We start from the raw sequence: 21,875 nt of genomic DNA, 5'->3' as shown, positions 1-21,875 counted from the left end.
GTTGTTTATGGAAGCACCGCTAGAACCTGATTTGCCGATCTGCGACGCGCATCATCATCTTTGGGAGCGGCCGCCGCGAGATTATTTGCTCGACGATTTGCTCGCGGATCTGCGTAGCGGCCACAATATCGTTTCCACCGTGGCCGTCGAATGCGGTTACGGCTACCGCCGCGCTGGCGCGACGGAATTCAAACCGCTGGGCGAGACCGAGTTCCTCGAAGCTGTCGCCGAGCGCGTGGCGGCCGATGCGGCGATCAACACTCGCATCGCCGCGGCTATTGTCGGTCACGCAAACTTGGCTTTGGGCGACGGCGTCGCGCCGGTGCTGGAAGCGCATCTCGCCGCCAGTCCGAAGCGCTTTCGCGGCATTCGTCATTCGGCGACTTGGGATGGTAGCGGCGCGTTGCGCAATGAAGCGGCGCGGGGATTGTTGGCCGATGGAAAGTTTCGCGCCGGTTTTACCTGGCTCAAAAAGCTCGGTCTCAGTTTTGAAGCGTGGGTGTATCATCCGCAGGTAATCGAGGTCGCCGATCTGGCGCGCGCTTTTCCCGAGGTGACGATTATTCTCAACCATATTGGCGCGCCGTTGGGCGTCGGTCCCTACGCCGGCAAACGGGACGAAGTGTTTCGAGAATGGCGCAAAGGAATCGCCGCGCTTGCCACTTGTCCGAATGTGGTGGTTAAATTGGGCGGCGTCGGCTCGCTGCGTTCCGGATACGATTGGCATGAACGCACAGCCAAGCCGTCGTCCGAAGAGTTGACGCATGTCTTGCGGCCTTACTTCGAACATTGCATCGATCGATTCGGCGTCGAGCGCTGTATGTTCGAGAGCAATTTCCCCGTGGAAAAAGCTTCCAACCATTACGTCAATCTGTGGAACGCCTTCAAGCGGATCACCGAGAACTACTCGGCCGGCGAACGGGCGGCGCTGTTTCACGACTCGGCGGCGCGAGCTTATCGCATTGTCTGACTGCTTGAATCTCGTTTCGTTAACGCAGCGCCGGAAGAATTTCTTTACCCCACAGATCGATCGCTTCGGGAACGTCCGGTCCGAGTGGCACACCGATGGCGATTTCACTGAAACCATGGCGAACCGCCAGCGAAAATAGTTCGCGCAGCCGGTCGATGCACTGTTCCGGAGTACCGGCGATAATCAAGCGATCGACGGCTTCATCTGGAGTCAGCGCCGCAGCGACGTCGATGCCGCGATTTTCCGCGTAGGCTTGTCGCACAGCTTGAATCGCCTTGGGATCGATGCCCTTTGCGGCGAGCGCGTCATCTGGCCAACCCGACACGATGTGCGAGACAAAACGCTTGGCGTGTTGGCGCGCGGCTTCGCTGTCGCGCGAGACTGAAGCATTGAGCAACATCGTTTTGCGCAGCGGCGGGAGCGTGTCGAACTCAGACCGAGCTGAATCGAGACGCGCCAGCGACGCTTCCATGTCGGCGATGCCATAAAGGGTTTGCAGAATGACGCCGTCAAAATGGCGCGCGACGAGATCGAGCACCGCGGGTTTGAGCAAACTCGGCCCGTAGTAAAGATGAATCGGCGCCGCGGTCTTGAAGCGCAGCGCGTAGTGCTCGGAGTTTAGATGAAAGTATTCGGCCAAGGTCGGAATGTCGCGGCGATTGAGAGTTTCGCCAGCGAACAGTGTTCGCAATGACACGGCCAACTCCGCCATGATCGTCAGCGGCTTGGTCCGCACCACGTGACGCGTCAGTATGGATCGGGAACCTGGCCCTAAGCCGAGGGAAATTTCCCGCCCGTTGGCAAGCTCGGACATCGTCGCGAAGGCCATCGCAACGTCAATCGGATTACGAAAGTACGGAACCGTGACAGCGGTACCGAGCTTTACCGGCAAGCGCGCCAAGATCGCGGCCGAGCTGGCGAGCACGCTGCGATATTCGAGATTGTCGTTGGTCCAAACTCGGGTGAAACCGAATGGCCCCATGATTTGCAAAGCGCGCTCGGCGAGGCCGATGAGCTCGGGCAGGGAGTAGCGATTGAGCACGTGCAGGGGAAAGTGAATGCCGATTTCACCGGCGAACTTTTGCGTTGGGGTTGCCATTAAGACCGGGGTACCATGGCCGGCGCGATGATGTCAAAGGAATTGCATTTCTTCCCCGCGCTTGCGCTCGCGCCAAAATTCGATTACCGGTCAAGTTGGCATCTAAATTTTTTTTGCCGGAGGAAGCGATCGTGAATTTACTCGAGAACCAGAACGGCATCGTTAATTGTCTCGGCGCGCCGTGGCCGGAGGATTTGTCGCTCGCGTTTCTCGACAGATTGCACTCTCAAGGCGTGCGCGTGGTCGGTTGCACGGCGAATCTCACCTGGGACGATACGCTGGAGAGTATCGAAGGTTTCGAGACCGTGAAAGCGATCGTGCGCGCGCATTCACGCGCTTACATTTTACGCGGCGTGAACGATTTGGATCAAGCGGAGAATCGCGACAAGGTCGGCGTGCTGCTTGGACTGCAAAATCCCAAAGCGCTGAGCGACAGCCTGCGTTTGCTCGACGCATTTTACGATCTCGGTCTGCGTTGCTTGTCGTTGGCCTTTAGCGAGAACAGTTACTACGGCTGCGGTCACGCCTGCGAAGTCGACACTGGGCTGACTTCCCTTGGCCGCCGAGCGATCGAGCGCATGAATCAGCTCGGCATCGTCATCGATCTATCTCACTCTGGCGACCGCACCGCGCTCGAAGCGTTGGAGGTGTCGGAGCAGCCGGTGATCTTCAGCCACTCGACTAGCCGTAATCTTTTTAACCGGCCGCGCAGCGTGCCCGATCCGCTGATCGTTGCCGCGGCGAAAAAGGGCGGCGTGGTCTGCCAAGACGTGCGCGCCAACACCAGTGTCGCCGAATATGTCGATTGGGTCGACTACTGTGTCAAACTCGTCGGCGTCGATCACGTCGGCGTCGCGGCGCAAGACGATTTTCACCGGTCGTACAAAGACACGTTGCGCATCGCACCCTATGTGCCGACCTATGCGGCGGAATTAAAGAAAAGGGACTGGAACGACGACCGGGTTGTCCGGCGTGAAGGGATCGGCGCCGGTTTGCTTGACCGAGAAAATCTTGCGGCAGAGTTCAGTCGGCGAAATTATTCCGACGACGCCTTCGGCAAAATTCTCGGCGGCAATTTATTGCGGGTGTTGAGAAAAGTCCTGGCGCATAACTAGGGAAGGATATCGAGTTCTCGGCTGCGAAAGAAACTTGCGCGCGCAAAAAATCATTAGCGCGGTTTTCTTTTCCGCGTGTCGCTCAGAATCTTTTCCAGATCGGTGAGAATATCTGGCATGTCGAGAGCCCGTGAAAATTCTCGGACCCATCGATGAATTCTCCGATGGTCCAGCTTAGGATTGGCATCCGCCAAAGCGCCGATATCGGCCATGTCCTGCGGCCGATGCGCGATAGCTTTCATAATGATCAAGTTCTCGGGCGTGGGAAGAGGCAGGATCAGTTTGCCAATCCGCCGCAGTTTTACCTGCTGAATGGCTTCTTCCTCGAATGGTAAGCCGGCTAAAGCAATATCGACGTGGATTCCCGTTGGTTGATGCTGCACCAGGAAAACTCGGGCCTTCCGAGCGAAGTCCGCTGCATCGCTGATGCGTGGAGTGAATCCGAATTGCGTGCCGGCGCTAAGAAATCTTTCCCAGTGTTTCTCATCGAGTGAGATTAGTGCGTCGACATCCTGGGTGAAGCGTGGCCGGCCCAATAGAGATGCCGCAACGCCGCCGATGATCAGCCCCGGGACGTTCTCCGCCTTTAGCCAGTCGGTGAGAGAGTGAAGCGTTGCCTCCGGAGGAGAGATTAACGGCTTATTAGCCATGATGCGAACGATAGAGCTGGGACCATCTGCTTCGGACTGAGTCGACTTCGCGTGTCCGGAGAGTGTTGGGGGCAAAGAATTCTCCCCATGCCGACAACTCGTTCAATTGTTGGAGCTTGCGGCGCATCGATGTTCGCCGGAGTTGCTTACACTCTTGGGCATTGACGATTTCCCAACGGGTTCGAAAAGCTTGTGCTTCGGCCTTTGTCGTTTTAGATCTCATCGGAATTGCCTGGAATAATACCATGTTTACCTATGGAATGCGCATGCAACAACCGGGCGCGATTTCTTGCTAGCCAACTTCTTGCCGTAGTCTTGCCCATGGCTTGATCAGCAGTGACGTAAGCGCTGTCGAGATCAGCAATGAAATCGTGATGCCGCTAAACACTAAATCATAGCTCTCCGTGCGATCGTAGACGTAGCCGGCGAGCACGGGGCCGAGCACGCTGCCCCAAGTGTAAAACAGATTCATATTGCCGCGGATCGTGCCGAAGGATTTTCTGCCAAAGAAATCGCCGACGGCAGCCCAATAGATTGGAATCGATGCGTCGAGCACGGTGTACAGGCCGGCGAAGAACCACAATGCCCAAAGGGATTTGCTAAACAGCATCGGGATCACGGCGACGACGCCAAGGAATAAACAGGCGGTGACCAGTTTCGGTTTGTTGACGTAGTCGGCGATCCAGCCGAGTAGGAAATGAATCGGCAAATTCAAAATGGCGAAGCCGGCAAGCAGCACCGACGCTTCGGTTTGAGTCAAACCTTTCCACACCATCATCGGAATGAAGTGGGTCGTGACGGTGGTGAACGCCACCGAGCGGCAGGTCATGGCGCAAATCAGATTCCAAAAAATTGGCGAGCGAAAGGCGTCGCGCGCCGAGATGTTCGGATCGATTTTGTTGCTGGTGTTGTGTTCGTTCGAAGTGCTTGGAGTCTTATCCGATACCAGCGGCAACCCGTCAGGGTGCATGCCAATACTTTCCGGCGAGCGCTTGATACCGAGACAGCAGGGCACGCCGGCAATTAGAAAAAGTGTGCCGGCGAGAAATGCCGCCGGGCGCCAACCGAAGTTTCTCACTGCCATGGCGAGTAGCGGCGTGATCAGCGCGCCGCCCACCGGCACCGCGGCGCTGACCACCGTCATGGCGCGGGCGCGCAGTTGAATGAACCAACTGTTGGCGACCACCGTCGGCGCGTGGACGAAGCCGGCGGTGAAGGCGAGCGAAATGACGCCCAGATAGACGATCAGAAACGTCGTGTAGCTATTCACAAACGCAAATAGAATATAGCCGATGCCCGCCAGCGTGGTCGCCGCGATCATCAGCGGCTTGGGGCCGTAACGGTCGAGCAAGTAGCCGACCAGCGGCGCGGCGAGGGAACCTTCGGCGCGGGCGAGAGAAAATGCCAGCGACGTGGACGCGCGCGTCAAGCCGAGATCCTGAGTCAGCGGCAGAAAGAAAACCGTGAAACCGTATTGATGTAACCCGCCGCCGAGAATACGCAGCGCGGTGACGATGCCGATCATGCGCCAGCCGTAATAAAGGCCGGCGATACGTTTCTTAAAATCGTCGAGGATCACGGATGTGGTGCCAAAGCTGCGGGAAAATTATTTGCTGGCGCCGACCCAGCCGGCGTTGGAGACGTCGATCACTTGATCGTCTACGACGACGCATTTGACTTCGAAATAGGATTGCGGCTTGGACGGATCGGCGTGCTGCACTTCGTTGCGCTCGTTGAGCGACTTGCCGCCCAGTTGGCGAATTTTTGCCACCACGGCATCGACGTCGTCGACTTGAAAGCCGACGTGGTCAACGCCCAGCTTCATGGTTTCGCCTTCGACCACGCCGCGCATGCTGAGAATCGCGATGTTGAGATAGCCGTCGGTGAGATAGATGCCGCTCTGGCCGACGCCGACTTGTTCCAAGCCGAAGGCGTCTTTGTAGAACGAGGCGGTCTTTTCGATGTCGTTGGTGCGAATGGCGATATGTTTGATCTTGGCCATGATTTTCCCTCCTGTTTCGTCTACCACGCGGCGCCAGTTGACCGCAATGCGAAAGCAATTCGTTTGACGGCGTTGAGGTTGATCTGCTATCGACCCAGCAATAGGGAGGGTCTCATGCTATTTGCAATTCGTTATCGGCATCGCGGCGAGTTCGGAATTTTCCTGTTGGCGACCTTCCTCACTGCGGTCTTTCCCGCGCTTACGCGAGCCGAGCTCGGCGGCAAACCTGAAAAGAGCAACTTTACGCTTTCGTATACGCAGCCTAGCGGCGCGTTTACGCCGCTCTGGGTGGCGCAGGAAGCCGGGCTGTTCAAGAAGCATGGGCTCGATGCGACGCTGAAAATTCTCAACTCCCAGGTCGCGCATCAGGCGCTGGTGGCGGGTGAACTCGAGGTGATTTCCACCGGACCGGAGCTGGTCAATGCGCGCCTGCAAGGCGCGACGGTGAAATATATCGGCGGCACGCTGTAACGGTTCGTCTTTCAACTGTGGGGCGGCAAAAGTGTTAAGACGTTGGGCAATCTCAAAGGCAAGACTATCGCGGCAACGACGCCCAAGACCTCGACTGAAATCGCCACCCGCGAAGCGATTAAGAAGACCGCGGTGATTTCTGAAAAAGACGTGAGCTTTATTTATCTGCAAACGATTCCGGCGATACTCACCGCGGTGATCAACGGCAACGTCGCCGCCGGGACGATGTCCGCGCCGAACACGCTGAAGGCTCGCGACGCCGGGCTGAGCCTCTTGATCGACATCGCCCAGGTCAACGTGCCGGGATTTCATCTCGCCTATGCCACCACAGAGAAGACCCTTAAAGCTTATCCCAATTCGCTCTACGCTTTTCTCAAGGCCACCGCCGAAGCGACGGTGCTGGCAAAACAAAATCCGGCGATAGCGAAGAAGGCGATCGCTAAATACACCGACACCGACGACGCAAAAATCATCGACGGCACCTACGAACAGTTCTCGCTCTACTGGGACGGCGCGCTTGCCGTGCGCAGCGAACCGATTCAAAGCCAGTTGAGCTATCTCGACGAAAAAGATTTTCCCCGCGCCAAAGAGGCGCGGCCGGGAGATTTTTTCAACAACTCGTTCGCGGATTTATTGCGATCTTCAGGATTTTTGCAGGGGCTGGGGTTGAAGCAGTAAGCGAATTGTCGTGGTTAGCGAAGCCGAAGCATTTTGACTTCAGATGCGGGTAGCAAATCGAGATGCTTGACGCCTTCGCCGACGTCGAGCGGGATCGATTCCCATTTCACCGATGCCTCGCTGTTCTCGAAGCGTGAGTTCATGCACAGCACCAGGAAGCCGCGCTTGGCGAACTCGCCGCAGGCGACGTGGTTCATATGATTCGACTCTCTGTGCATCACGACGATGCCGATGCGCGGATTGGGTCCGGCGTCCAGTTTGTAAAGCGCGCCCTTGGCGCGGCCGAGCTGGATAAAAACCGGGTGGCTTTGGGCGCAGCATTGGAGCCAATTGCGATAGCAACTAGATGCATCAGTGTTGCGGTTGACCTGCGTTGCCCCATAACCAATAGAAATATCCCTAGAAAAGTGTTTACGCGAAACATGGTGCGGATATAATCTGGCGCTGATGGAGATGCAATTATCGATTGGATTCGACCGGCTGTAGAGGCGAAAGATTTTTCGCTCCTGCCACTTCAACCAATCATCACACGTGAACTCGATTACTTCTGGCCCAACACTTCCTTGAGGAAGCGCCAGTCCATGATTTTTTCTTTGCTGATTTCTTCGGTCAGCTTGAGCTGTTCTTTGGCCAAGCGGATTTCCGCGTCCATGGTGTTTTTCGCCACCAGGCCGTCGGCGTTGAGGGAGCGCATGGCGAAGTCGTGGATTTTCACCGCGGCGTCGGCGCTGACTTTCAAATAGTCGTGCATGAGCGTGAGAGTCTCTTGCTTGTTATTACGAATAAAGCGGACGCCTCTCAGCGTCCCTCGGATGACGCGGACGATTTGGCTTGGATTCTTGCGGATTTTTTCCAGCGAGACGCCGAAACCGCCCAGGCGCGTGTGGACGACATCGCCGAAATAAATCACCGAAACCAAGCCGAGCTTTTCGGCTTTCTCGACGTAAGCGACGTCCAGCGGTGTCGCGTCCACCATGCCGGCGATCAGGGCGGCGAGCCGTTCGCCGGAGCCGCCTAGTGCAAGCGTCGTGATGTCGCGATCAGGATTCATTCCCGCTTGCGACAAGGCTTCGCGCAGAACGAAATGCGGTGCCGAGCCCAGGCCGCTGACGCCGATTCTTTTGCCTTTGAAATCGGTGAGCCGTTTGAAGCCGGGCTTGGCGATCAAAATATGCAGCGGCCGGTCGAACCAACCCATGACGCCTTTGACCGGCAAACCTTGAATGGTTGCTCGCCCGATCAGCCCGCTGACCGTCGAGTAATCGAGTTCGCCGGCGATCAACGCGGCAACATGTAAGTTAGTCCGGATCACGATTTTGCGCACGTCGAGATTTTCTTCGCGGTAAAATCCTTTGCGTTGGGCGATCTCGGTGGGAATCTCGTAGAGGCCCGGCGTCGAGATGCCGAGGTGGACGACTTCGCCAGTGGCATTGGCTAGAAACCCAAAGTTGAGAGCCACGATAATAAAAAGTATTCCAAGCATGACGAACGATATTTCATGAGTCTGAGTTATTACCATTTTCGCCCCGGCATTTCGCCGCCCCATAGTTCGCGCAGCCAGCCGCTTTTCTCCAAGTTGTCGGCGAAGCTATTATCGTAGGTGTCCTGCGCTTGGCGCCGCACCTGAGTGCCGGCTTGGCGCGCGAGCTCGATGGTCTCGGCGACGCGACTTGGCGGCACAGTGAGGCGGCGGTTGACGATCTGCTTGGCGTAGGCGTCGTAGGCGGATTGCAACGACTCTTGATCTTTGAGCGCCAGGGCTTTGCCCACCGAGGCTTTGGCTTTGTCGGGATTTTTCTCGACGAAGTGAACGGCTTCGGCGATCGCCGCGACGAATTTTTGCACCGCCTCGGGGCGCTCTTTGAGATATTTGTAATTGCTGAAAACGCTGCTGTAGATCGCCGGCAAATTCAGCTCGTCCATCTGATAAATCACATTGAGCCCGTCACGTTTGGCGCGGGCGTCGAGCGGCGGCGTAACGAAGGTCGCATGGGCGATGTTTTGCAGCAGCGCATTATAGACTTCGGTCTGGCCGGCGCCGCCGAGATGGCGTATAGCGACGTCGTTGGCGCCGAAGCTGAATTTTTTCATGATTGCTCTGGCGAGTAAATCCTGCGTACCGCCGGGCCGGGTCGAAGCGATGATTTTGCCTTTCAATTCCTCGGGCCGCTTGATCTCCTTGCGCGCGATCATCACCCAGGGCAAACCGACCAGCGGCGAGGCGATCAGTTTCGCTTCCGCGCCGGCGGCGAGACTGGGAATCAGCGAATCCGCCGTGCAATAAAGAAACTGAATCTCGTTGGTTGCCAACGCGGCGATGGAGACGCCGCCGCCGCGCACGAACAGATGCTCGACTTTGAAGCCGTATTTGTCGAACAGGCGATTGTCGAGGGCAGTGTAAATGTGGATGAAGCCGCCGGTGAGGGCGCAGGTGGCGATGCGAATCGGTATCGGCGCGTCGGTTGATTTCGCGAGATAGGGATTGGCCTGCGCCGATGGTGACAATGTTAGCAGTAGAAGAAACGTGACGTAGATAAGCTTCATGGCGCTCGTTCCCTGTAGCAGATGTTCCAATCTGAAAGCGGGCCGGTCGTGATCGGCCCCGACATTAGTTAATGTCAACGTTCTTGTCTTTTAGCCTTGCCGGGCTTGCGGTTGCAATCGATCTTTTCAGCTTCGTCAAAGCGTGCGACAATCTGGGTCACGATTATGAATACAAGTTGCTGTGCTTTTTTGATGCTGGCCCTTTGGCTTTGCATGTTTCGTGGCGATGTTAACGGCGAGACTTTCGAGATCTATCCGCCCAATTCTGACTCCTGCGACGAAGAATTCGAAAACCTCGCCAATAAGTTGAAACCGGGCGACGAGCTGATTTTGCACGACGGGGTTTATTCCCAAGCCTGCCGGCGCGCGATCACAGCGAAAGGTGAAGCCGATAAGCCGATCATGATTCGCGCGGCGCCCGGCGCGCGGCCGCTGATCACTCGGCCGGCGCAGAGCAACACGACGCAAAACAATATTGAAATCGTCGACTCGGCTTATCTGACGATTCGCGGTTTGCACTTTCGCGGCGGCAGCATCGGCTTTCGGATCATTCGCGGCCATCACATTACCTTGGAAGACAACGAGATCGAGGAAACCCAGAACAACGCGCTGGCGGTCAACGCCGGCGATGTCGACGCGTTGGTGGTGCGGCGCAACCATATTCATCACACCGGGCTTCACCCGACCGTACCAACCGAGGGCGAAGGCATGTATATCGGCTGCCACGATGGCAAATGCAGGGTGACCAATAGCCTAATCGAGGGCAACTATATTCACCATCTGCGCGGCACCAGCGAAGGCGGCAACGACGGCATCGAAATCAAACTCGGATCGTTTGGCAACGTGGTGCGTGACAACGTTATTCACGACACCAACATCGGCACCCAGTATCCTTGTATTTTCGTTTACGGCGGCGGCGCCGGCATCAATATTATCGAACGCAACGTTATGTGGAATTGCGGCTAGGGCATTCAAGTGGTCGCCGACGCGCTGGTGCAAAACAATCTGATTCTCAATTCCTCGCTCACCGGCATCACCGCCGCGCCGCAAACCGCCAATCGCCGGGTGCGCAACGTGACCATCGTCAGTAATACCGTGGTCGGTCATCCCAAGTGTCTCGACCTACGCTGGGAAGGCGCGGAAAACATGGTGCTGGCGAACAACGCTTTTTACTGCGCCGGCGGTGTGTCGGTTGACGCTCTCGGCTTGAACGGCTCTGGCGTCACGGTGCGGGCCAATGTTGTCGAAGGTACGCTCGTCGGTGTGCACCTCGATGGCCAAAAGTTTCGCGGCGGCGGCCGCGCCGGGAATACATTCAAAAGTTCCGATTCATTCGATCTGTGGCCGCGGGCCAATTCGGCGCTACTCGGTGCCGGCGATGTAAAGTTTGCGCCGCGCGACGATTTCAATGGCCGACCGCGGGCTGCGGCAAAAGTAGATATCGGCGCCTACGAAGCGAAAGGCCAGTCGGATAATCCCGGCTGGAAGATCGCGCCGGGTTTTAAACCGCTCAACGGACAAAATAAGTAAGACGCATTTTGCCGATTGTATATTCCTTCCTGTCATCCTGAGCGCGAGCGAAGGATCTCGACTTGGATGCTACGGACGAAGACGAGATCCTTCGCCGGAGTTTATCCTGAGCAGCGTCGAAGGGGCTCAGGATGACATTCGCGTCAGCGTTGCGCTTGCGACGCAATTGTCAGTTTAAATAGCGTTTGTAGTCTTCGATGACGCTCGGCAGACGGTCGACGATGGTCGGATCGTCGAAGATCATTTTGGTCTTGGCGAATTCTTCCTGCGGGATGTCGCTGCGTGAAATCACCCGGCCCATGTTCTTGATAAAAGTCTGGCCTTCTTTCGAGAGCACGTAGTCGATAAAAACTTTGCCGGCGTTGGGATGGGGCGCGTGGGCGGCGAGGGCGAGAGGGTGAATGTTCTTGGTGATGAACGGCATGGGCGCGATATCGATGGGCGCGCCGCGTTTTTTGAAACGCAGCACTTGGGTGTCGTAAACGAAGCCGAGACTAAATTCGCCGGCGGCGACGAACTGGGTGACCAGCACTTGGGAATTGCGATAGTGGAGATTCTGCCGCGCCAGCCCTTGAAAGAATTTTTTGCCGGCCTCCTCGCCCATGATTTTCAGCATAGTGGCGAACCAGGAATACTGTCCTTCAGGAAAACCGATTTGGCCTTTCCACAGGGGCTCTAATAAATCTTCGTAGCGGCGGGGAATTTTGTCTTTAGTCACCGCGCGAGTGTTGAAGGCTACCAAACGCAGGTTCGAATACATGTCGGCCCAGCCCAGGTTGGCGTCGCGGGATTCCGGCATGAACGACGAGAACTCGGGCGTCATATGGCGCGCCAGCATTTTCGCTCTGCCGAGCATGACGATTTCCATGCCGCTGTTGGTAACGGTGTCGAACAGATGGCTGCCGGCGCGGTATTCATTGAGCATGCGCTGCAAGAGTTTTTCGCTGCCTAGCCGGGTGATCTCGACTTTGATCGCTGGATACTTGGCTTGAAAGGCATCGGCGACCATCTTGCTCTCGTCGGCGCCCATGGAGGTGTAGAAGCTGACGCGCCCTTCTTTTTTCGCCAGTTCGAGAGTTTTTTCGTCGGCGCTTTTCGCGGGCATTGCGTTGCCTATCGCGAGAAATAACCCGATCGCACAAACGACCACCGGCTTCGCGTTCATGGACGTTCCCAGATCGCGGCGATCTCAGCCGCGGTGGCGACATCGAAGTGGGTTTGCTCGATCAATTTCAAAGCCATCTCGTGCAGTTCGCGGCTGCGCGAGCCGACGCCGTCCTTGAGCACGACGATGTCGTAGCCGAGATTGCGCGCGCTGCGCGCCGTGCCTTCGATGCCGCCTTCGGTGGCGACGCCGCCGATGACGATAGATTTAATATTTCGGCTGCGCAGCATGAGCTCGAAGTCGGTGCCGACAAAGCCGTCGGGGCGGCGCTTGTGAAAGACGATGTCTTGGGGCGCGGGTTTGAGCGCTTCGACGATTTCGCTGTCGTGGGGATTTTCTTTTTCGTTCAAGAGCTGCTTGGGATCGCTGGCTTTGGCTCGCTTCATGCGCACGCGCACCCAAACGTCGGCTTCTTCCTTGACGAGATCGAAACCGTGCTGGACGGAATAAAAGACCGGCACACCGATCTGGCGCGCGAGCGCCGCGAGTTTTTGCAGCCGCGGTAAAATTTCTTGGTAGTTGAACGCGTTGGGAGCGATGCCGTATTCCATGTCCCATAGGAGCAAGGCGCTACGCTGCGGCGCGGCGATTTCGCTCAGGGTGCTGGGAATTTTTCGGCCGGCGATGTCGTACATGGCTAACTTCCATTTGTCGGTTCGGTCGAGGAGTTGAAGGTAGCTAAACACTCGGTGAAAGCGCAAGCGAAAAATTTCGCCTGCGGGAAAATCCCCCTTGGTCCCCCTTTAAAAAAGGGGATTGGGAGATTCGAATCGGTTCCCCTCTTTGAAAAAGAGGGGCTAGGGGAGATTTTCTGCTAGCAGGGTGCTGAAAAAAATGGAACATGCTTCGACAAGCTCAGCATGAACGGATTTCCCTCAATGATTTCAATCTCCGAACCGTTCGTCCTGAGCTTGTCGAAGGACTCCGAGTGGTTTTTCAGCACCCTGCTACACGGAGCGGCAATGTTTCTGGATTCGTTAACCCGCGCGGTCACCGTGCCAACGTCGCGAGCGCTTTTTGGTAAAAACGTTCGTCGACATATTTTTCCGGTTTCGGTACCGGCGCTTTTATCAGGCCGGCGGTTTCGCGCAGCTCGATGATCGTGCGGATGCCCTCCATGTCGATGCGGCTGCGCGGTGTCAGTCCCATGGTCGGGCTGAGCGTATTGTCGTACATCGCTTCGGCGCGGGTTTGATTGTTTTTGGTCTCGACGAGCAGCAACTGCATCACGGCGTTTTTGTTTTTTGGATCTTGCAGCCAATCGGTGGCGCGGATCATGGCGCGGTTGAAGCGCACGACCAGCTCTTCGTTGGCGTTGGCCCATTGGCGCCGCGTGGCGCCCAGGCCGCGGGCGTAATGTTTGACGTGGTCTTTGGCTTCGGTGAGGATTTTAAAATTGCGCTTTTTGATTTCGTCGTCGGCCATGCTCATCATCGCGCCGGCCGCCTCACCGCGGCTCATGGCATCGGCGCGGGCGACGGTGTTGCCGAAGGATTTCACTTCGTAGTCGCGTTTCCACTCGATACCGTACTTTTTCAAGATCGCCATGGCGACCACGGCGTAGCCGGTGGTGACGGCGTCGGCGGCCAACAGTTTGCCTTTGAGATCTTTGTAGTCGTTGATCCCCGGCGCGACGACTAATTTTTGATCGACACCCTGGCTGCCGCCGAGGAAAATCACGAAGTCGTTCTTTTGTGGGTCCTCGCCTTGGCCTTCGGCCCAAGCGATGACGTTGTCGGCGTTGGTCGAAATCAAATCGTACTTGCCGGTGATCAAGTTGCGCAGCAGCGTCGGCGAGTCGGTGACCGTGTGGATCTCGACGCGAATGTTTTCCTGTTTGAGAAAGCCTTTTTTGTCGGCGGCGATGATCGCCGCGTCCTGATTGAACAGACCTATTTGGATCACGTCTTCAGCCATAAGTATTGCGGCCACAGCGTCAGCGCCAGTGCCAATCCTCCCTTTAGTAGTTTCATCGAGATAACCTCCGGTCGTCGAGTTGTTATGGAATGGTTTTCAGTTCGGCTTGACCGGTTCGGAGAGCTGGATCATCGGTTTGCCGCGATTGTTCGCCGGTTGGCTGGCGGCGGGCAACATGGTGTCCAAAGTCTGACGCAGAGTTTCCATGGATTTATCGAGCTCGCCGTGGATTTCTTCGGCGGCGCGAAACGCTTCGGCGGGCACGCCGACCACGGCGCGCACCCGGGCTTTGCCTTTATTTTTTTGCTTGATGCCGGCGACGTTGATCAGATGACGGAGGATTTCCTGCACCGCTTCCTGATCTTTTTCCGAACCCTCTTTCATGACGCCGCGTTCCAGCGGCCGGCGCAGATCGAGCATGGAGCGGTTGTCGAGCGCTTCGCGGCCGACCAGCACCGACTTTTTGACCAACTTGCGCGCCACCATGTCCAAGGGCCAGCCAACGTAGCTATCGATGACATGGCGCTCGCCGTTGGATGCCGAGATCGAGCTGCGCGATGTGCCGAGGTCGATGCCGACGCAAAGCGTTTCGTTGGATTCTTCCATGAGTCAATTACCTTTCTTGCCGGGGCCGTTGAGGTTGCGCGCGTAGGCACGAATCCCTTGAAACAATGCCAACGCGATATTTTCGCGATACGCCTCTTTTGTCAATAACAGCGCTTCATCGTCGTTCGAAAGACAGGCGATCTCCGCCAGGATCGCCGGCATCTGGGTGCCGATCAAAACCACGAAGGGTGCGCTTTTGACGCCGCGATTTTCCACCGCCGGATTGGCCGGCTTGAGCGTGTGATAGAGCTGGGTTTGAATGGTTTTGGCCAGCACTCGCGATTCGTCGTGGCGCGCGTCGACGTAAATCTTTTCGAGAATTTTTTTATAGTCCGACAAGGAATAGCCGGAATCTTTATTCTCCCGCCCGGCGAGTTTGAGCGTGGCGGGATCGTCGCTGGGGCCGACATAATAGGTTTCCAAGGCGCGAATGGTGCGCGGCTCCATCCAGTTGACGTGAATCGACACGAACAGGTCGGCTTTGTTTTCGTTGGCGAAGGCGACCCGTTTGTCGAGGGGCACGAGACGGTCGGTTTGGCGGGTTAAGAACACTTCAAACGGCTCCTGCGCCATCAGCCGGCGCAAACGAAGAGCGATATCCAAAGTAATCTCTTTTTCCGTCACGCCGGATTCCGACAACGCGCCGGGCTCGCCGCCGTGACCGGGATCGATAACGATTCTTCGCACCGATAGCGGAATCGCGCCGCGGTCGATGGGGCGCGGATTGTCGAGGGAAGCTGCCGACTCCGGCGTCTGGTCGATGTTCAGCGCCGGGATGGGCGCAGTCATTGGATTCGTCAGGGCGTGATCGCTGTTGGCGCTCGCCGCGCGGTGGGCCGCGTCCCAAGCGCCCGGCCGGATGAAATAGGTTCCACTGGCCAACGCCAAACTAGCGAAAAGCCAGGGCAGGACGAAACGGCGGCGCCGGTCAATTCGGCGTAGCTTGACGCCTTGCAGGACCTCCATGTTGGCCTGCACCACGCCGCGCATAAGCCGTGACTTGGTTTCGTCGACCGTCGCCATGATGATTTAAATTTATCTGAGAACCGGACCCCGTCAGCCGAAAGAAAGCTATCGACGATGGTGTGCCATGTCAACCTTTAACCGCGAAATAGAGGTGTCGGTTGGGAGAAGATAATTAACCACAGAAGGCACAGAGATTACAGAGAATAAATTCCCGTCGGGTGCGCGGCACGCACCGGTCGGTCGACGGCCTACTTGGGTCGCCGCAGTTCGTCATTGAGCGCTCGGATCATGGCGAAATCGTAGACTTGCTCGGGAGCGACTTCGCGTTCGATCTTGAGGGCGCGGCGCTGGAAGGCGATCATCTTTTCTTGCAGGCTGCGCGGGATGGTGCCGTCGCTGGACATGACTTTGAGCGCAGATTTATACACGTCGGCGGCTTCGCTGTCGGTGATCTTCATGGCGGCGGCGAAGCGCGGCACCACCTCTTTTTCACTCGCTTTGAGCCACAGGAAGCCGCGCAGTGTTGCGCGCAGAAAGCGCCGCACCATGTCGGGGTTTTGCGCCAGGGTCTTTTCCGCGGTGACAGCGCCGGCGGTGACGAATTCCAGATCGTCGCCATAAAACAGCAGCTCGTTGAAGCCGTTCTTCTTGGCGATCAAACGATCGGATTGGTTGAACACCGTGGCGTCTACAGCGCCGGTCATTAGCGCGGCGAGCCGGTTAGGCGTCGGCTCGATGGCGCGCAGCACGACATCTTTTTGCGGATCGATGCCATGCTTGGGCAAAAGTTCGCGAGTCATTTGATCGATCGCCGCGCCGAAGCTCGACACCGCGATCTGCTTGCCGCCTTTTAAATCTTGCAGCGTCTTGATGTGTTTCGCGGCGTAAAGCCAGTTGAGCGGGCGGGTGTCGAAGACCATTAAAATCTTCAACGGCAGGCCGCGCAGAATCGCACCGGCGCCTTGGCCGAGAATTTGACTGAACTGAAAGCTGCCGCCAACCAGTCCTTGAATTCCCGGCAGCATGCCGGCTTGGATCATCAACAGATCGATGCCTTCTTCGCGGTAGAACCCTTTCTCCTTGGTGAAACGGTAAAGCAGCGCGTTGGGACTGATGCCGGCGGAGATATGCAGATTGACGGTGTCGAGGGCGAAGGCGAAATCAGTAACATTGAACGCTGCCCATACCAATGCCGTGATCATGGTCTTTGTTGCAAATCGTTCGATGAATCTGGTTGTACCCATCATCTCAATTCTCCGCGCGGTCTCGCTGCGCGCAATTCAAGTTCAGGACTTTTCTTGCTTCCCACTTTGAAAAAGGGGAACCGAGGGGGATTTGAATTTTGCGCGTAGAAGAAAATCCCCCCTCATTCCCCCCTTTTTCAAAGGGGGGATGTTCGGACAAATTTATTTTCGCTAAAAACCGTACTTCTCCTGCGCCGCTAAGGCGATGTTGAACGCGGGCTGTAATTCATTGCGCCTGCTCACGTCACGATAAGCGGCGATCACCGCGTCGTCGCGGAGAATTTCTTTGACGGCGATGGGCGTGGCGAGCTTGCCGGACTTCACCATCTCGCCGACGATGCGTTCGATCGCCGTGGCCGCGACCGCGCCGTCGATGGGCAGCGCCCAGCTGTCGCAGCGGTCGGGGGAGGTGACGATCGCCACGTTGCCGCGCTCGTCTTCGTTGTGGGTGTTGGTTTTTCTCAGCCGCGCTTCGAGTTCGCGCAGGTATTCGAAGTGCGTGACATCGCGCATGAACCAGAAGGCACGAATGATGGCGCGAAAATACGCGGTCAATTCGTCCCTGCGTTTGTCGATCATCTGGCCGGTGGCGACGGTGAGTTTGCCGGGACGGCGCGGAAAGATTTTATTGGGATCGAGAATCATCGGATAGCCTTCCCGTTCCAATTGATCGGCGAAGGGCGGCTGCGAAGTGATCGCTTCGATCTTGCCCGAGCGCAACATTTCCATGTGCGCTGGGCTGTTGCGGTAGCCGAAGACCGGATCGTAGACCCAGGTGACATCTTTAAACGGTTCGACGCCGGCGGCGCGCAGGGCGTCGGTGATGAAGACTTCGACCAAGCCTTCTTTTTCGCGCATGCCGATACGGCCGCCGCGCAGTTTGCTCATGTCGGTGACATGCTTGGCGCCGTACCATTTGAGAAACGGCGTGTAGCGCCAGCCGCCGACGATGTAAACATCGGCGCCCTTGGCGCGCTGGTGGATCGCCGCTTCGACGTCGACGGCGGGCGCGATGTCGACGCCGTGATTTTTGATCGCCATCGCCAAGCCGTCTTTTTCGATGGGGCCGGGGATCAAGCCGCGCGAATCGTAGTCGAATTCTTTCAGTCCTTCTTCGGTGAAATAGTTTTGCTCTTTGGCGACGGCGATGGCGACCTGATGACCGACGTGGTAGTTGCTGTTGGCGATGAGAAGCGGTTGGTCGAGAGTGCTCATGGCGGCTCCTTTTACGCAGGCAATCTTGTTTACAATCTGACACTACAATAACGTCGCGTTAAAGTCCCGTGGCGCGAAACCAAAATCCCTCTAAATCTCCCTTTACAAAGGGAGACTTTCAATCAGCGCCGGTAGTTCTTTCCCCCTTTGAAAAAGGGGGACTAAGGGGGATTTCTGCACCGACGGCATGGATGAAATACAGTTTGCTGAGACGAGACTGACTTCGACCAGTCAGCGAGTTCTTCGGCACCCGTTAATTGTATGCGAGAAGTAAGAGAACGCTAGGAGAAGAGAATGCCAATCATCTTGAGTGAAAAAGACTTGGCGCCGCTCTATGGCGCGCCAGCGCGCATGGATGACTTGTTGCCGCTGATCGAGGATTCGCTGCGGGCGCAAAGTAGCGGCGCCAACGCCGGTCTAGCCCGCGTCGAAACCAGTTTGCTCGACGGCAAGAAAAAATATCGCATCATGACTTCCGCCGTGCCAGGGGCAGGGCAGGGGATGCGCGTCAGCGCGCTGTTTCGCGGCGCGAAGGATTCGTATTTTATCTTGCTCTTCGACGGCGAGCGCGGCGATTTGCTGGCGCTGGTGGCGGGGAAAAATTTAAACATCTGGCGCACCGGCGCGCCGGGCGGGGTGGCGGGCAAATATTTAGCGCCCAAGGGCGCCGATCGCTTGGGCCTCCTCGGCAGCGGCCGGCAAGCGCGCGGCCAGTTGGTGGCGATCGCCCGTGCGGTTCCATCATTGAAACGAGTCAAAATATTCAGTTCGACCAAAGAACATCGTGAGTCGTTCGCGCGCGAGATGAGTTCGTGGCTCGGCATTGAAGTCGAAGCGGCGGGCAGTGCGCGGGCCGCGGTGGAAAACATGCCGATTGTCAGTTTGGCGACAAGTTCACGATCACAGGTGATTGATCCGCAGTGGATTCAGCCGGGCGCTTTAGTCATTTCAATTACCAGCGGCCAATTGCCGCGTGAGACGGTGGCGAATTCCCGTGTGATCGTTTCGTGGAAAGAAGAATTGCTCGGCGGCGAGGCACCGCGCCAGCCTTATATGTCAATGATCGCCGACGGCAGTTGGTCGGCGGAAAAGATCGCCGGCGAGTTGGGCGACGTGATCGTCGGTAAAACTCCCGCGCGTGTCAGTGAAAACGAAACCGTTGTCTTCGAATCCATCGGCATGCCGATCTGGGACACGGTGGCGGCGGCGTGGGCTTACCGGTGGGCGGTGGCGAATGGTGTCGGCACGAAATTTTCTTTAAGTTAGGCCAGTTCTCGTTGTGCTATGCGAGCAAAAGGGCGACCGGCCGGTCGCCCCTACATTTTTTTAAACTTGGGCAGAAAATCTTCCAGGCGAATCTTCTTCATCACTTCTTCCGGCACGCGCAGCTCCGGCGCGAAGCCGGTTAACGGCTTGGTTGCATCGAGGCCCATTTTCGCGTTGACGCCGCCGGGGCCGGCGGAGGGATCGAGCTCGCTGCCTTGGGCGTTGGCGATGACGACCAAATCTTTGTCGGCTTGAAAACGGTTCGACACCGCCCAGAGAACTTGTTCTTCGTCAAAGACATCAATGTCGTCGTCGACGATCACCACATGTTTGAGCAACATGTCGGCGGCGAAGGCGGCGCAGATGGCGTTCTTCGCTTGGCCAGGGCCGCGCTTGGCAATCGATATATACGCGTGAAAGCGGCAGTTGCCCGACACCGGCATACAGACGCTTTTCACCGTCGGCACGGTCTGGCGCACGGCGCGAATCAGCGCCGCCTCGCGCGGCACGGCGCCCATGAGTTTATGCTCGGTGTAGCCGGCGTGAACGTCTTGGAAAAGATAATTCTTGCGATGGGTGATCGCGGTCACTTCGATCACCGGGCGGTCATCCTTCGACACCGCGTGGCCGGTGAATTCTCCGAACGGTCCTTCTTCGCGGCGGACGTTGGGCAAAATATTTCCTTCAATAATCAGTTCCGCGTCGGCGGGAACTAAGATCGGCACGGTCTTGGCTTTCACCACGCGCAATGGTTCGTTCATCATGCCGCCGATGACCGCGTATTCATCATCCGTCGACGGCGTGAACGCCTGGGCGCCGAGTGAAAACAACGGATGGACACCGACGACAATCGCGATCGGCAGCGCTTCGTTGCGCCGTTCCATTTTATTGTGCAGCGTCCACAGGTGGCGGCCGATGGCCATGAAGATGCGCAGCTCGCGCTTGCCCGCCATCATCAGCCGATTGTAGCTGGTATTTCTCACGCCGCTGTCGGGATCGGCGGCGACGACGATGCCCGCCGTTACATACGGCGCCGCGTTGACATCGTAGTGGGTGAGCAGCGGGATTTTTGCCAAATCGATGTCGTCGCCGAGTTTGACCACTTCGTGCACCGGCGTGTCGGAGACTTCGACCGGCGCGATCGGTTTACCTTGGCGCTCGGTGAATCTCGCCGCTAAATCATCTTGCTTGCAATCCAACGCCAGCGCCATCAGTTTGCGGCTCGCTTGCGCGTTGATCACCACCGGTGCATCGCCGCCTGCGACTTTCTCGCAGATGAGCAGCGGGAACCGTTTGGCTTTTTCCAATTGGGTGAGCAGCGCGGTGATCTCATAGCGCGGCGAAATCGATTTTGCGACGCGCGCGACTTCTTCGGGATGTTTGGCTTCCAGCTCGGCGATGAAACTGCGGAGGTCTTTGGGCATGCTGGTGCGATCCTTTGAAAGCAAATTTCAATTCCGCTGAATATTGATTAGCAGCCTTGGCCAGTCAAACGGGCGAGTTCTCACTGTAGGGTGCGTACGCGCACCATTCGCACGCCGGCGCGCGTGGCGCACGCTACAGATCTCGAAAATGTTTAACTGAACAAATCATATGCCGTACAGCCGGCGCGGGTTGTCGTCCAAGATTTTCCTCTTCACCGGATCGGTGACTTCTTTGTTCGCTCGGAAAATATCGATGGCGTCGACTTCGCTCGACGCGTCGGTGTGGCCGAAGTCGGTGCCGATGACGACATTGTCTTCGCCGGCGTAGCGCAGCACGAAGTCGAAGTCGTCGTTGGTTTCGGTGGTGACGTAAATATTGAAATCCTTGAAGGGCAGCTTGGGGAAGCCCTTGCTGCCGCTTCTCCGCGTCGCTTCCTTGACCACCCAGGGCACCCATTGCGCCGACGCTTCGACGAAGCTCCAACGCAGTTTTGGAAATGTTTTTGGCAGCTCGCTCATCATCACCGACAAACAAGTGATCACCGTCGGGACGCGGAACTGGGCGAAGCCGCCCATCTTGTCGTAGCGAGGTTTGAATTGCTCCATCAGTGCCGGGCTGCCGTTGGCGATGTGCACGGCGACGGCGAGATCGAGCCGGATCGCTTCTTCGTAGATCGGATAGAAATAGGGATCGACCAGATGCCGGTCATTCTCAAATGGCCGCAAGCTAACGGCGACGGCGCCGTTCTTCTTGGCGAAGCGCATTTGCTGTACCGCTTCGCTTAGCGTCATCGCTGGCACGACGCAGGAATAACGCAGGCGATTTTTGCCGGCCTTCCACATGTCGGCCATCCAGCGGTTCCACGAGCCGCAGAGCGCGATCTCGGCCTCCGCTTTGTCGGCGACCCGGGCGATCCACATGGTGTTGAACAGCACTTGGACGTCGATGCCGAGCTTGTCCATATGAGCTAAACGTAAGTCGACGTCGCGCAGCTCGCGCGCGCCGGCGGCAG

General features: G+C 57.2%; 23 protein-coding genes. 7 read left to right on the top strand and 16 right to left on the bottom strand.

Annotation, left to right across the window (positions count from 1 at the left end; all coding sequences use genetic code 11):
* Nucleotides 1-7 precede the first annotated feature (7 nt).
* Nucleotides 8-970, top strand: coding sequence for an amidohydrolase (locus EXR70_02340; protein MSP37318.1), 963 nt, complete (start codon nt 8-10; stop codon nt 968-970).
* 19 nt (nt 971-989) lie between these two features.
* Here EXR70_02340 and EXR70_02335 read toward each other — a convergent pair whose 3' ends face one another.
* Nucleotides 990-2,069, bottom strand: a complete 1,080-nt coding sequence (locus EXR70_02335) for an LLM class flavin-dependent oxidoreductase (protein ID MSP37317.1) — start codon at nt 2,067-2,069, stop codon at nt 990-992.
* Between EXR70_02335 and EXR70_02330 the strand changes: the two genes are divergently transcribed.
* On the top strand, nt 2,057-3,184 hold the full coding sequence (locus EXR70_02330; GenBank protein MSP37316.1) for a hypothetical protein: 1,128 nt from the start codon (nt 2,057-2,059) through the stop codon (nt 3,182-3,184). The two genes, EXR70_02335 and EXR70_02330, sit on opposite strands and share 13 nt — an antisense overlap.
* Before the next feature lie 53 nt (nt 3,185-3,237).
* Here the strand turns inward: EXR70_02330 and EXR70_02325 are convergent, their stop codons facing one another.
* From EXR70_02325 to EXR70_02315, 3 genes are all read right to left on the bottom strand, one after another.
* Complete coding sequence (locus tag EXR70_02325) at nt 3,238-3,834, bottom strand: hypothetical protein (GenBank protein MSP37315.1); 597 nt, start codon at nt 3,832-3,834, stop codon at nt 3,238-3,240.
* A gap of 292 nt (nt 3,835-4,126) precedes the next feature.
* A complete protein-coding gene (locus EXR70_02320) occupies nt 4,127-5,413 on the bottom strand; it encodes an MFS transporter (GenBank protein ID MSP37314.1) in 1,287 nt (428 codons plus the stop codon).
* A 27-nt stretch (nt 5,414-5,440) separates the two neighbouring features.
* On the bottom strand, nt 5,441-5,836 hold the full coding sequence (locus tag EXR70_02315; protein MSP37313.1) for a VOC family protein: 396 nt from the start codon (nt 5,834-5,836) through the stop codon (nt 5,441-5,443).
* Nucleotides 5,837-5,950: 114 nt separating this feature from the next.
* Here EXR70_02315 and EXR70_02310 point away from each other — a divergent pair, with 114 nt between their 5' ends.
* Both EXR70_02310 and EXR70_02305 read left to right on the top strand, forming a co-directional pair.
* Nucleotides 5,951-6,307 carry an ABC transporter substrate-binding protein gene (locus EXR70_02310; GenBank protein MSP37312.1) on the top strand — a complete coding sequence of 119 codons (357 nt, stop codon included), beginning with the start codon at nt 5,951-5,953 and terminating at the stop codon, nt 6,305-6,307.
* Nucleotides 6,308-6,322: 15 nt separating this feature from the next.
* The gene (locus tag EXR70_02305; GenBank protein MSP37311.1) at nt 6,323-6,985 is read left to right on the top strand and encodes a hypothetical protein; all 663 of its coding nucleotides are present in this window, start codon (nt 6,323-6,325) and stop codon (nt 6,983-6,985) included.
* A 14-nt stretch (nt 6,986-6,999) separates the two neighbouring features.
* On the opposite strand, the gene EXR70_02300 is transcribed toward EXR70_02305, so the two are convergent.
* From EXR70_02300 to EXR70_02290, 3 genes are read right to left on the bottom strand one after another with little or no spacing between them, the layout of a single operon-like run.
* Entirely contained in the window at nt 7,000-7,503 is a 504-nt protein-coding gene (locus EXR70_02300) for a hypothetical protein (protein MSP37310.1), read from the bottom strand.
* Between the two features lie 23 nt (nt 7,504-7,526).
* A complete protein-coding gene (locus tag EXR70_02295) occupies nt 7,527-8,531 on the bottom strand; it encodes an ABC transporter substrate-binding protein (protein MSP37309.1) in 1,005 nt (334 codons plus the stop codon).
* On the bottom strand, nt 8,498-9,529 hold the full coding sequence (locus tag EXR70_02290; GenBank protein ID MSP37308.1) for an ABC transporter substrate-binding protein: 1,032 nt from the start codon (nt 9,527-9,529) through the stop codon (nt 8,498-8,500). Before EXR70_02290 ends, EXR70_02295 begins: the two co-directional genes overlap by 34 nt.
* A gap of 165 nt (nt 9,530-9,694) precedes the next feature.
* Between EXR70_02290 and EXR70_02285 the strand changes: the two genes are divergently transcribed.
* Both EXR70_02285 and EXR70_02280 read left to right on the top strand, forming a co-directional pair.
* Nucleotides 9,695-10,495: a hypothetical protein gene (locus tag EXR70_02285; GenBank protein MSP37307.1), complete on the top strand. Its 801-nt coding sequence runs from the start codon at nt 9,695-9,697 to the stop codon at nt 10,493-10,495.
* A 9-nt stretch (nt 10,496-10,504) separates the two neighbouring features.
* On the top strand, nt 10,505-11,059 hold the full coding sequence (locus EXR70_02280) for a hypothetical protein (protein ID MSP37306.1): 555 nt from the start codon (nt 10,505-10,507) through the stop codon (nt 11,057-11,059).
* A 169-nt stretch (nt 11,060-11,228) separates the two neighbouring features.
* Here EXR70_02280 and EXR70_02275 read toward each other — a convergent pair whose 3' ends face one another.
* The 7 genes from EXR70_02275 to EXR70_02245 all read right to left on the bottom strand — a co-directional run bounded on the left by EXR70_02275 (nt 11,229) and on the right by EXR70_02245 (nt 18,172).
* Complete coding sequence (locus EXR70_02275) at nt 11,229-12,224, bottom strand: extracellular solute-binding protein (GenBank protein ID MSP37305.1); 996 nt, start codon at nt 12,222-12,224, stop codon at nt 11,229-11,231.
* Nucleotides 12,221-12,859 carry a cysteine hydrolase gene (locus tag EXR70_02270; protein MSP37304.1) on the bottom strand — a complete coding sequence of 213 codons (639 nt, stop codon included), beginning with the start codon at nt 12,857-12,859 and terminating at the stop codon, nt 12,221-12,223. The genes EXR70_02275 and EXR70_02270 overlap by 4 nt, the downstream gene beginning before the upstream one ends.
* Before the next feature lie 355 nt (nt 12,860-13,214).
* Nucleotides 13,215-14,141 (bottom strand): ABC transporter substrate-binding protein, encoded by a 927-nt coding sequence (locus tag EXR70_02265; GenBank protein ID MSP37303.1) that lies wholly within the window; start codon nt 14,139-14,141, stop codon nt 13,215-13,217.
* Nucleotides 14,142-14,237: 96 nt separating this feature from the next.
* Entirely contained in the window at nt 14,238-14,747 is a 510-nt protein-coding gene (locus tag EXR70_02260) for a hypothetical protein (GenBank protein MSP37302.1), read from the bottom strand.
* A 3-nt stretch (nt 14,748-14,750) separates the two neighbouring features.
* Complete coding sequence (locus EXR70_02255; GenBank protein MSP37301.1) at nt 14,751-15,770, bottom strand: N-acetylmuramoyl-L-alanine amidase; 1,020 nt, start codon at nt 15,768-15,770, stop codon at nt 14,751-14,753.
* Between the two features lie 191 nt (nt 15,771-15,961).
* On the bottom strand, nt 15,962-16,960 hold the full coding sequence (locus EXR70_02250; GenBank protein ID MSP37300.1) for an ABC transporter substrate-binding protein: 999 nt from the start codon (nt 16,958-16,960) through the stop codon (nt 15,962-15,964).
* 168 nt (nt 16,961-17,128) lie between these two features.
* The gene (locus EXR70_02245; protein MSP37299.1) at nt 17,129-18,172 is read right to left on the bottom strand and encodes a hypothetical protein; all 1,044 of its coding nucleotides are present in this window, start codon (nt 18,170-18,172) and stop codon (nt 17,129-17,131) included.
* Between the two features lie 294 nt (nt 18,173-18,466).
* On the opposite strand from EXR70_02245, the gene EXR70_02240 reads away from it, so the two are divergent.
* The gene (locus tag EXR70_02240; GenBank protein MSP37298.1) at nt 18,467-19,438 is read left to right on the top strand and encodes an ornithine cyclodeaminase family protein; all 972 of its coding nucleotides are present in this window, start codon (nt 18,467-18,469) and stop codon (nt 19,436-19,438) included.
* A gap of 50 nt (nt 19,439-19,488) precedes the next feature.
* Here the strand turns inward: EXR70_02240 and EXR70_02235 are convergent, their stop codons facing one another.
* Both EXR70_02235 and EXR70_02230 read right to left on the bottom strand, forming a co-directional pair.
* Complete coding sequence (locus EXR70_02235; GenBank protein ID MSP37297.1) at nt 19,489-20,862, bottom strand: UbiD family decarboxylase; 1,374 nt, start codon at nt 20,860-20,862, stop codon at nt 19,489-19,491.
* Between the two features lie 165 nt (nt 20,863-21,027).
* Nucleotides 21,028-21,875 (bottom strand): hypothetical protein (locus EXR70_02230; protein ID MSP37296.1); only part of this gene is annotated, 848 nt, incomplete at its 5' end.

This window comes from Deltaproteobacteria bacterium (genome assembly GCA_009692615.1).
Taxonomy (GTDB): Bacteria; Desulfobacterota; Binatia; order UBA9968; family UBA9968; genus DP-20.
Note: the sequence above shows the minus strand (reverse complement) of the source record. Positions and strands in the feature narration are given on the sequence as shown.

Bases quoted from the DNA above. Each gene is read 5' to 3' on its own strand.
- EXR70_02235 (MSP37297.1), bottom strand. From the start codon at position 20,862: ATGCCCAAAGACCTCCGCAGTTTCATCGCCGAGCTGGAAGCCAAACAT.
- EXR70_02270 (MSP37304.1), bottom strand. From the start codon at position 12,859: ATGTACGACATCGCCGGCCGAAAAATTCCCAGCACCCTGAGCGAAATC.
- EXR70_02315 (MSP37313.1), bottom strand. From the start codon at position 5,836: ATGGCCAAGATCAAACATATCGCCATTCGCACCAACGACATCGAAAAG.
- EXR70_02340 (MSP37318.1), top strand. From the start codon at position 8: ATGGAAGCACCGCTAGAACCTGATTTGCCGATCTGCGACGCGCATCAT.
- EXR70_02255 (MSP37301.1), bottom strand. From the start codon at position 15,770: ATGGCGACGGTCGACGAAACCAAGTCACGGCTTATGCGCGGCGTGGTG.
- EXR70_02295 (MSP37309.1), bottom strand. From the start codon at position 8,531: ATGGGGCGGCGAAATGCCGGGGCGAAAATGGTAATAACTCAGACTCAT.
- EXR70_02325 (MSP37315.1), bottom strand. From the start codon at position 3,834: ATGGCTAATAAGCCGTTAATCTCTCCTCCGGAGGCAACGCTTCACTCT.
- EXR70_02275 (MSP37305.1), bottom strand. From the start codon at position 12,224: ATGAACGCGAAGCCGGTGGTCGTTTGTGCGATCGGGTTATTTCTCGCG.
- EXR70_02285 (MSP37307.1), top strand. From the start codon at position 9,695: ATGAATACAAGTTGCTGTGCTTTTTTGATGCTGGCCCTTTGGCTTTGC.
- EXR70_02335 (MSP37317.1), bottom strand. From the start codon at position 2,069: ATGGCAACCCCAACGCAAAAGTTCGCCGGTGAAATCGGCATTCACTTT.
- EXR70_02260 (MSP37302.1), bottom strand. From the start codon at position 14,747: ATGGAAGAATCCAACGAAACGCTTTGCGTCGGCATCGACCTCGGCACA.
- EXR70_02265 (MSP37303.1), bottom strand. From the start codon at position 14,141: ATGGCTGAAGACGTGATCCAAATAGGTCTGTTCAATCAGGACGCGGCG.
- EXR70_02245 (MSP37299.1), bottom strand. From the start codon at position 18,172: ATGAGCACTCTCGACCAACCGCTTCTCATCGCCAACAGCAACTACCAC.
- EXR70_02240 (MSP37298.1), top strand. From the start codon at position 18,467: ATGCCAATCATCTTGAGTGAAAAAGACTTGGCGCCGCTCTATGGCGCG.
- EXR70_02250 (MSP37300.1), bottom strand. From the start codon at position 16,960: ATGATGGGTACAACCAGATTCATCGAACGATTTGCAACAAAGACCATG.
- EXR70_02290 (MSP37308.1), bottom strand. From the start codon at position 9,529: ATGAAGCTTATCTACGTCACGTTTCTTCTACTGCTAACATTGTCACCA.
- EXR70_02310 (MSP37312.1), top strand. From the start codon at position 5,951: ATGCTATTTGCAATTCGTTATCGGCATCGCGGCGAGTTCGGAATTTTC.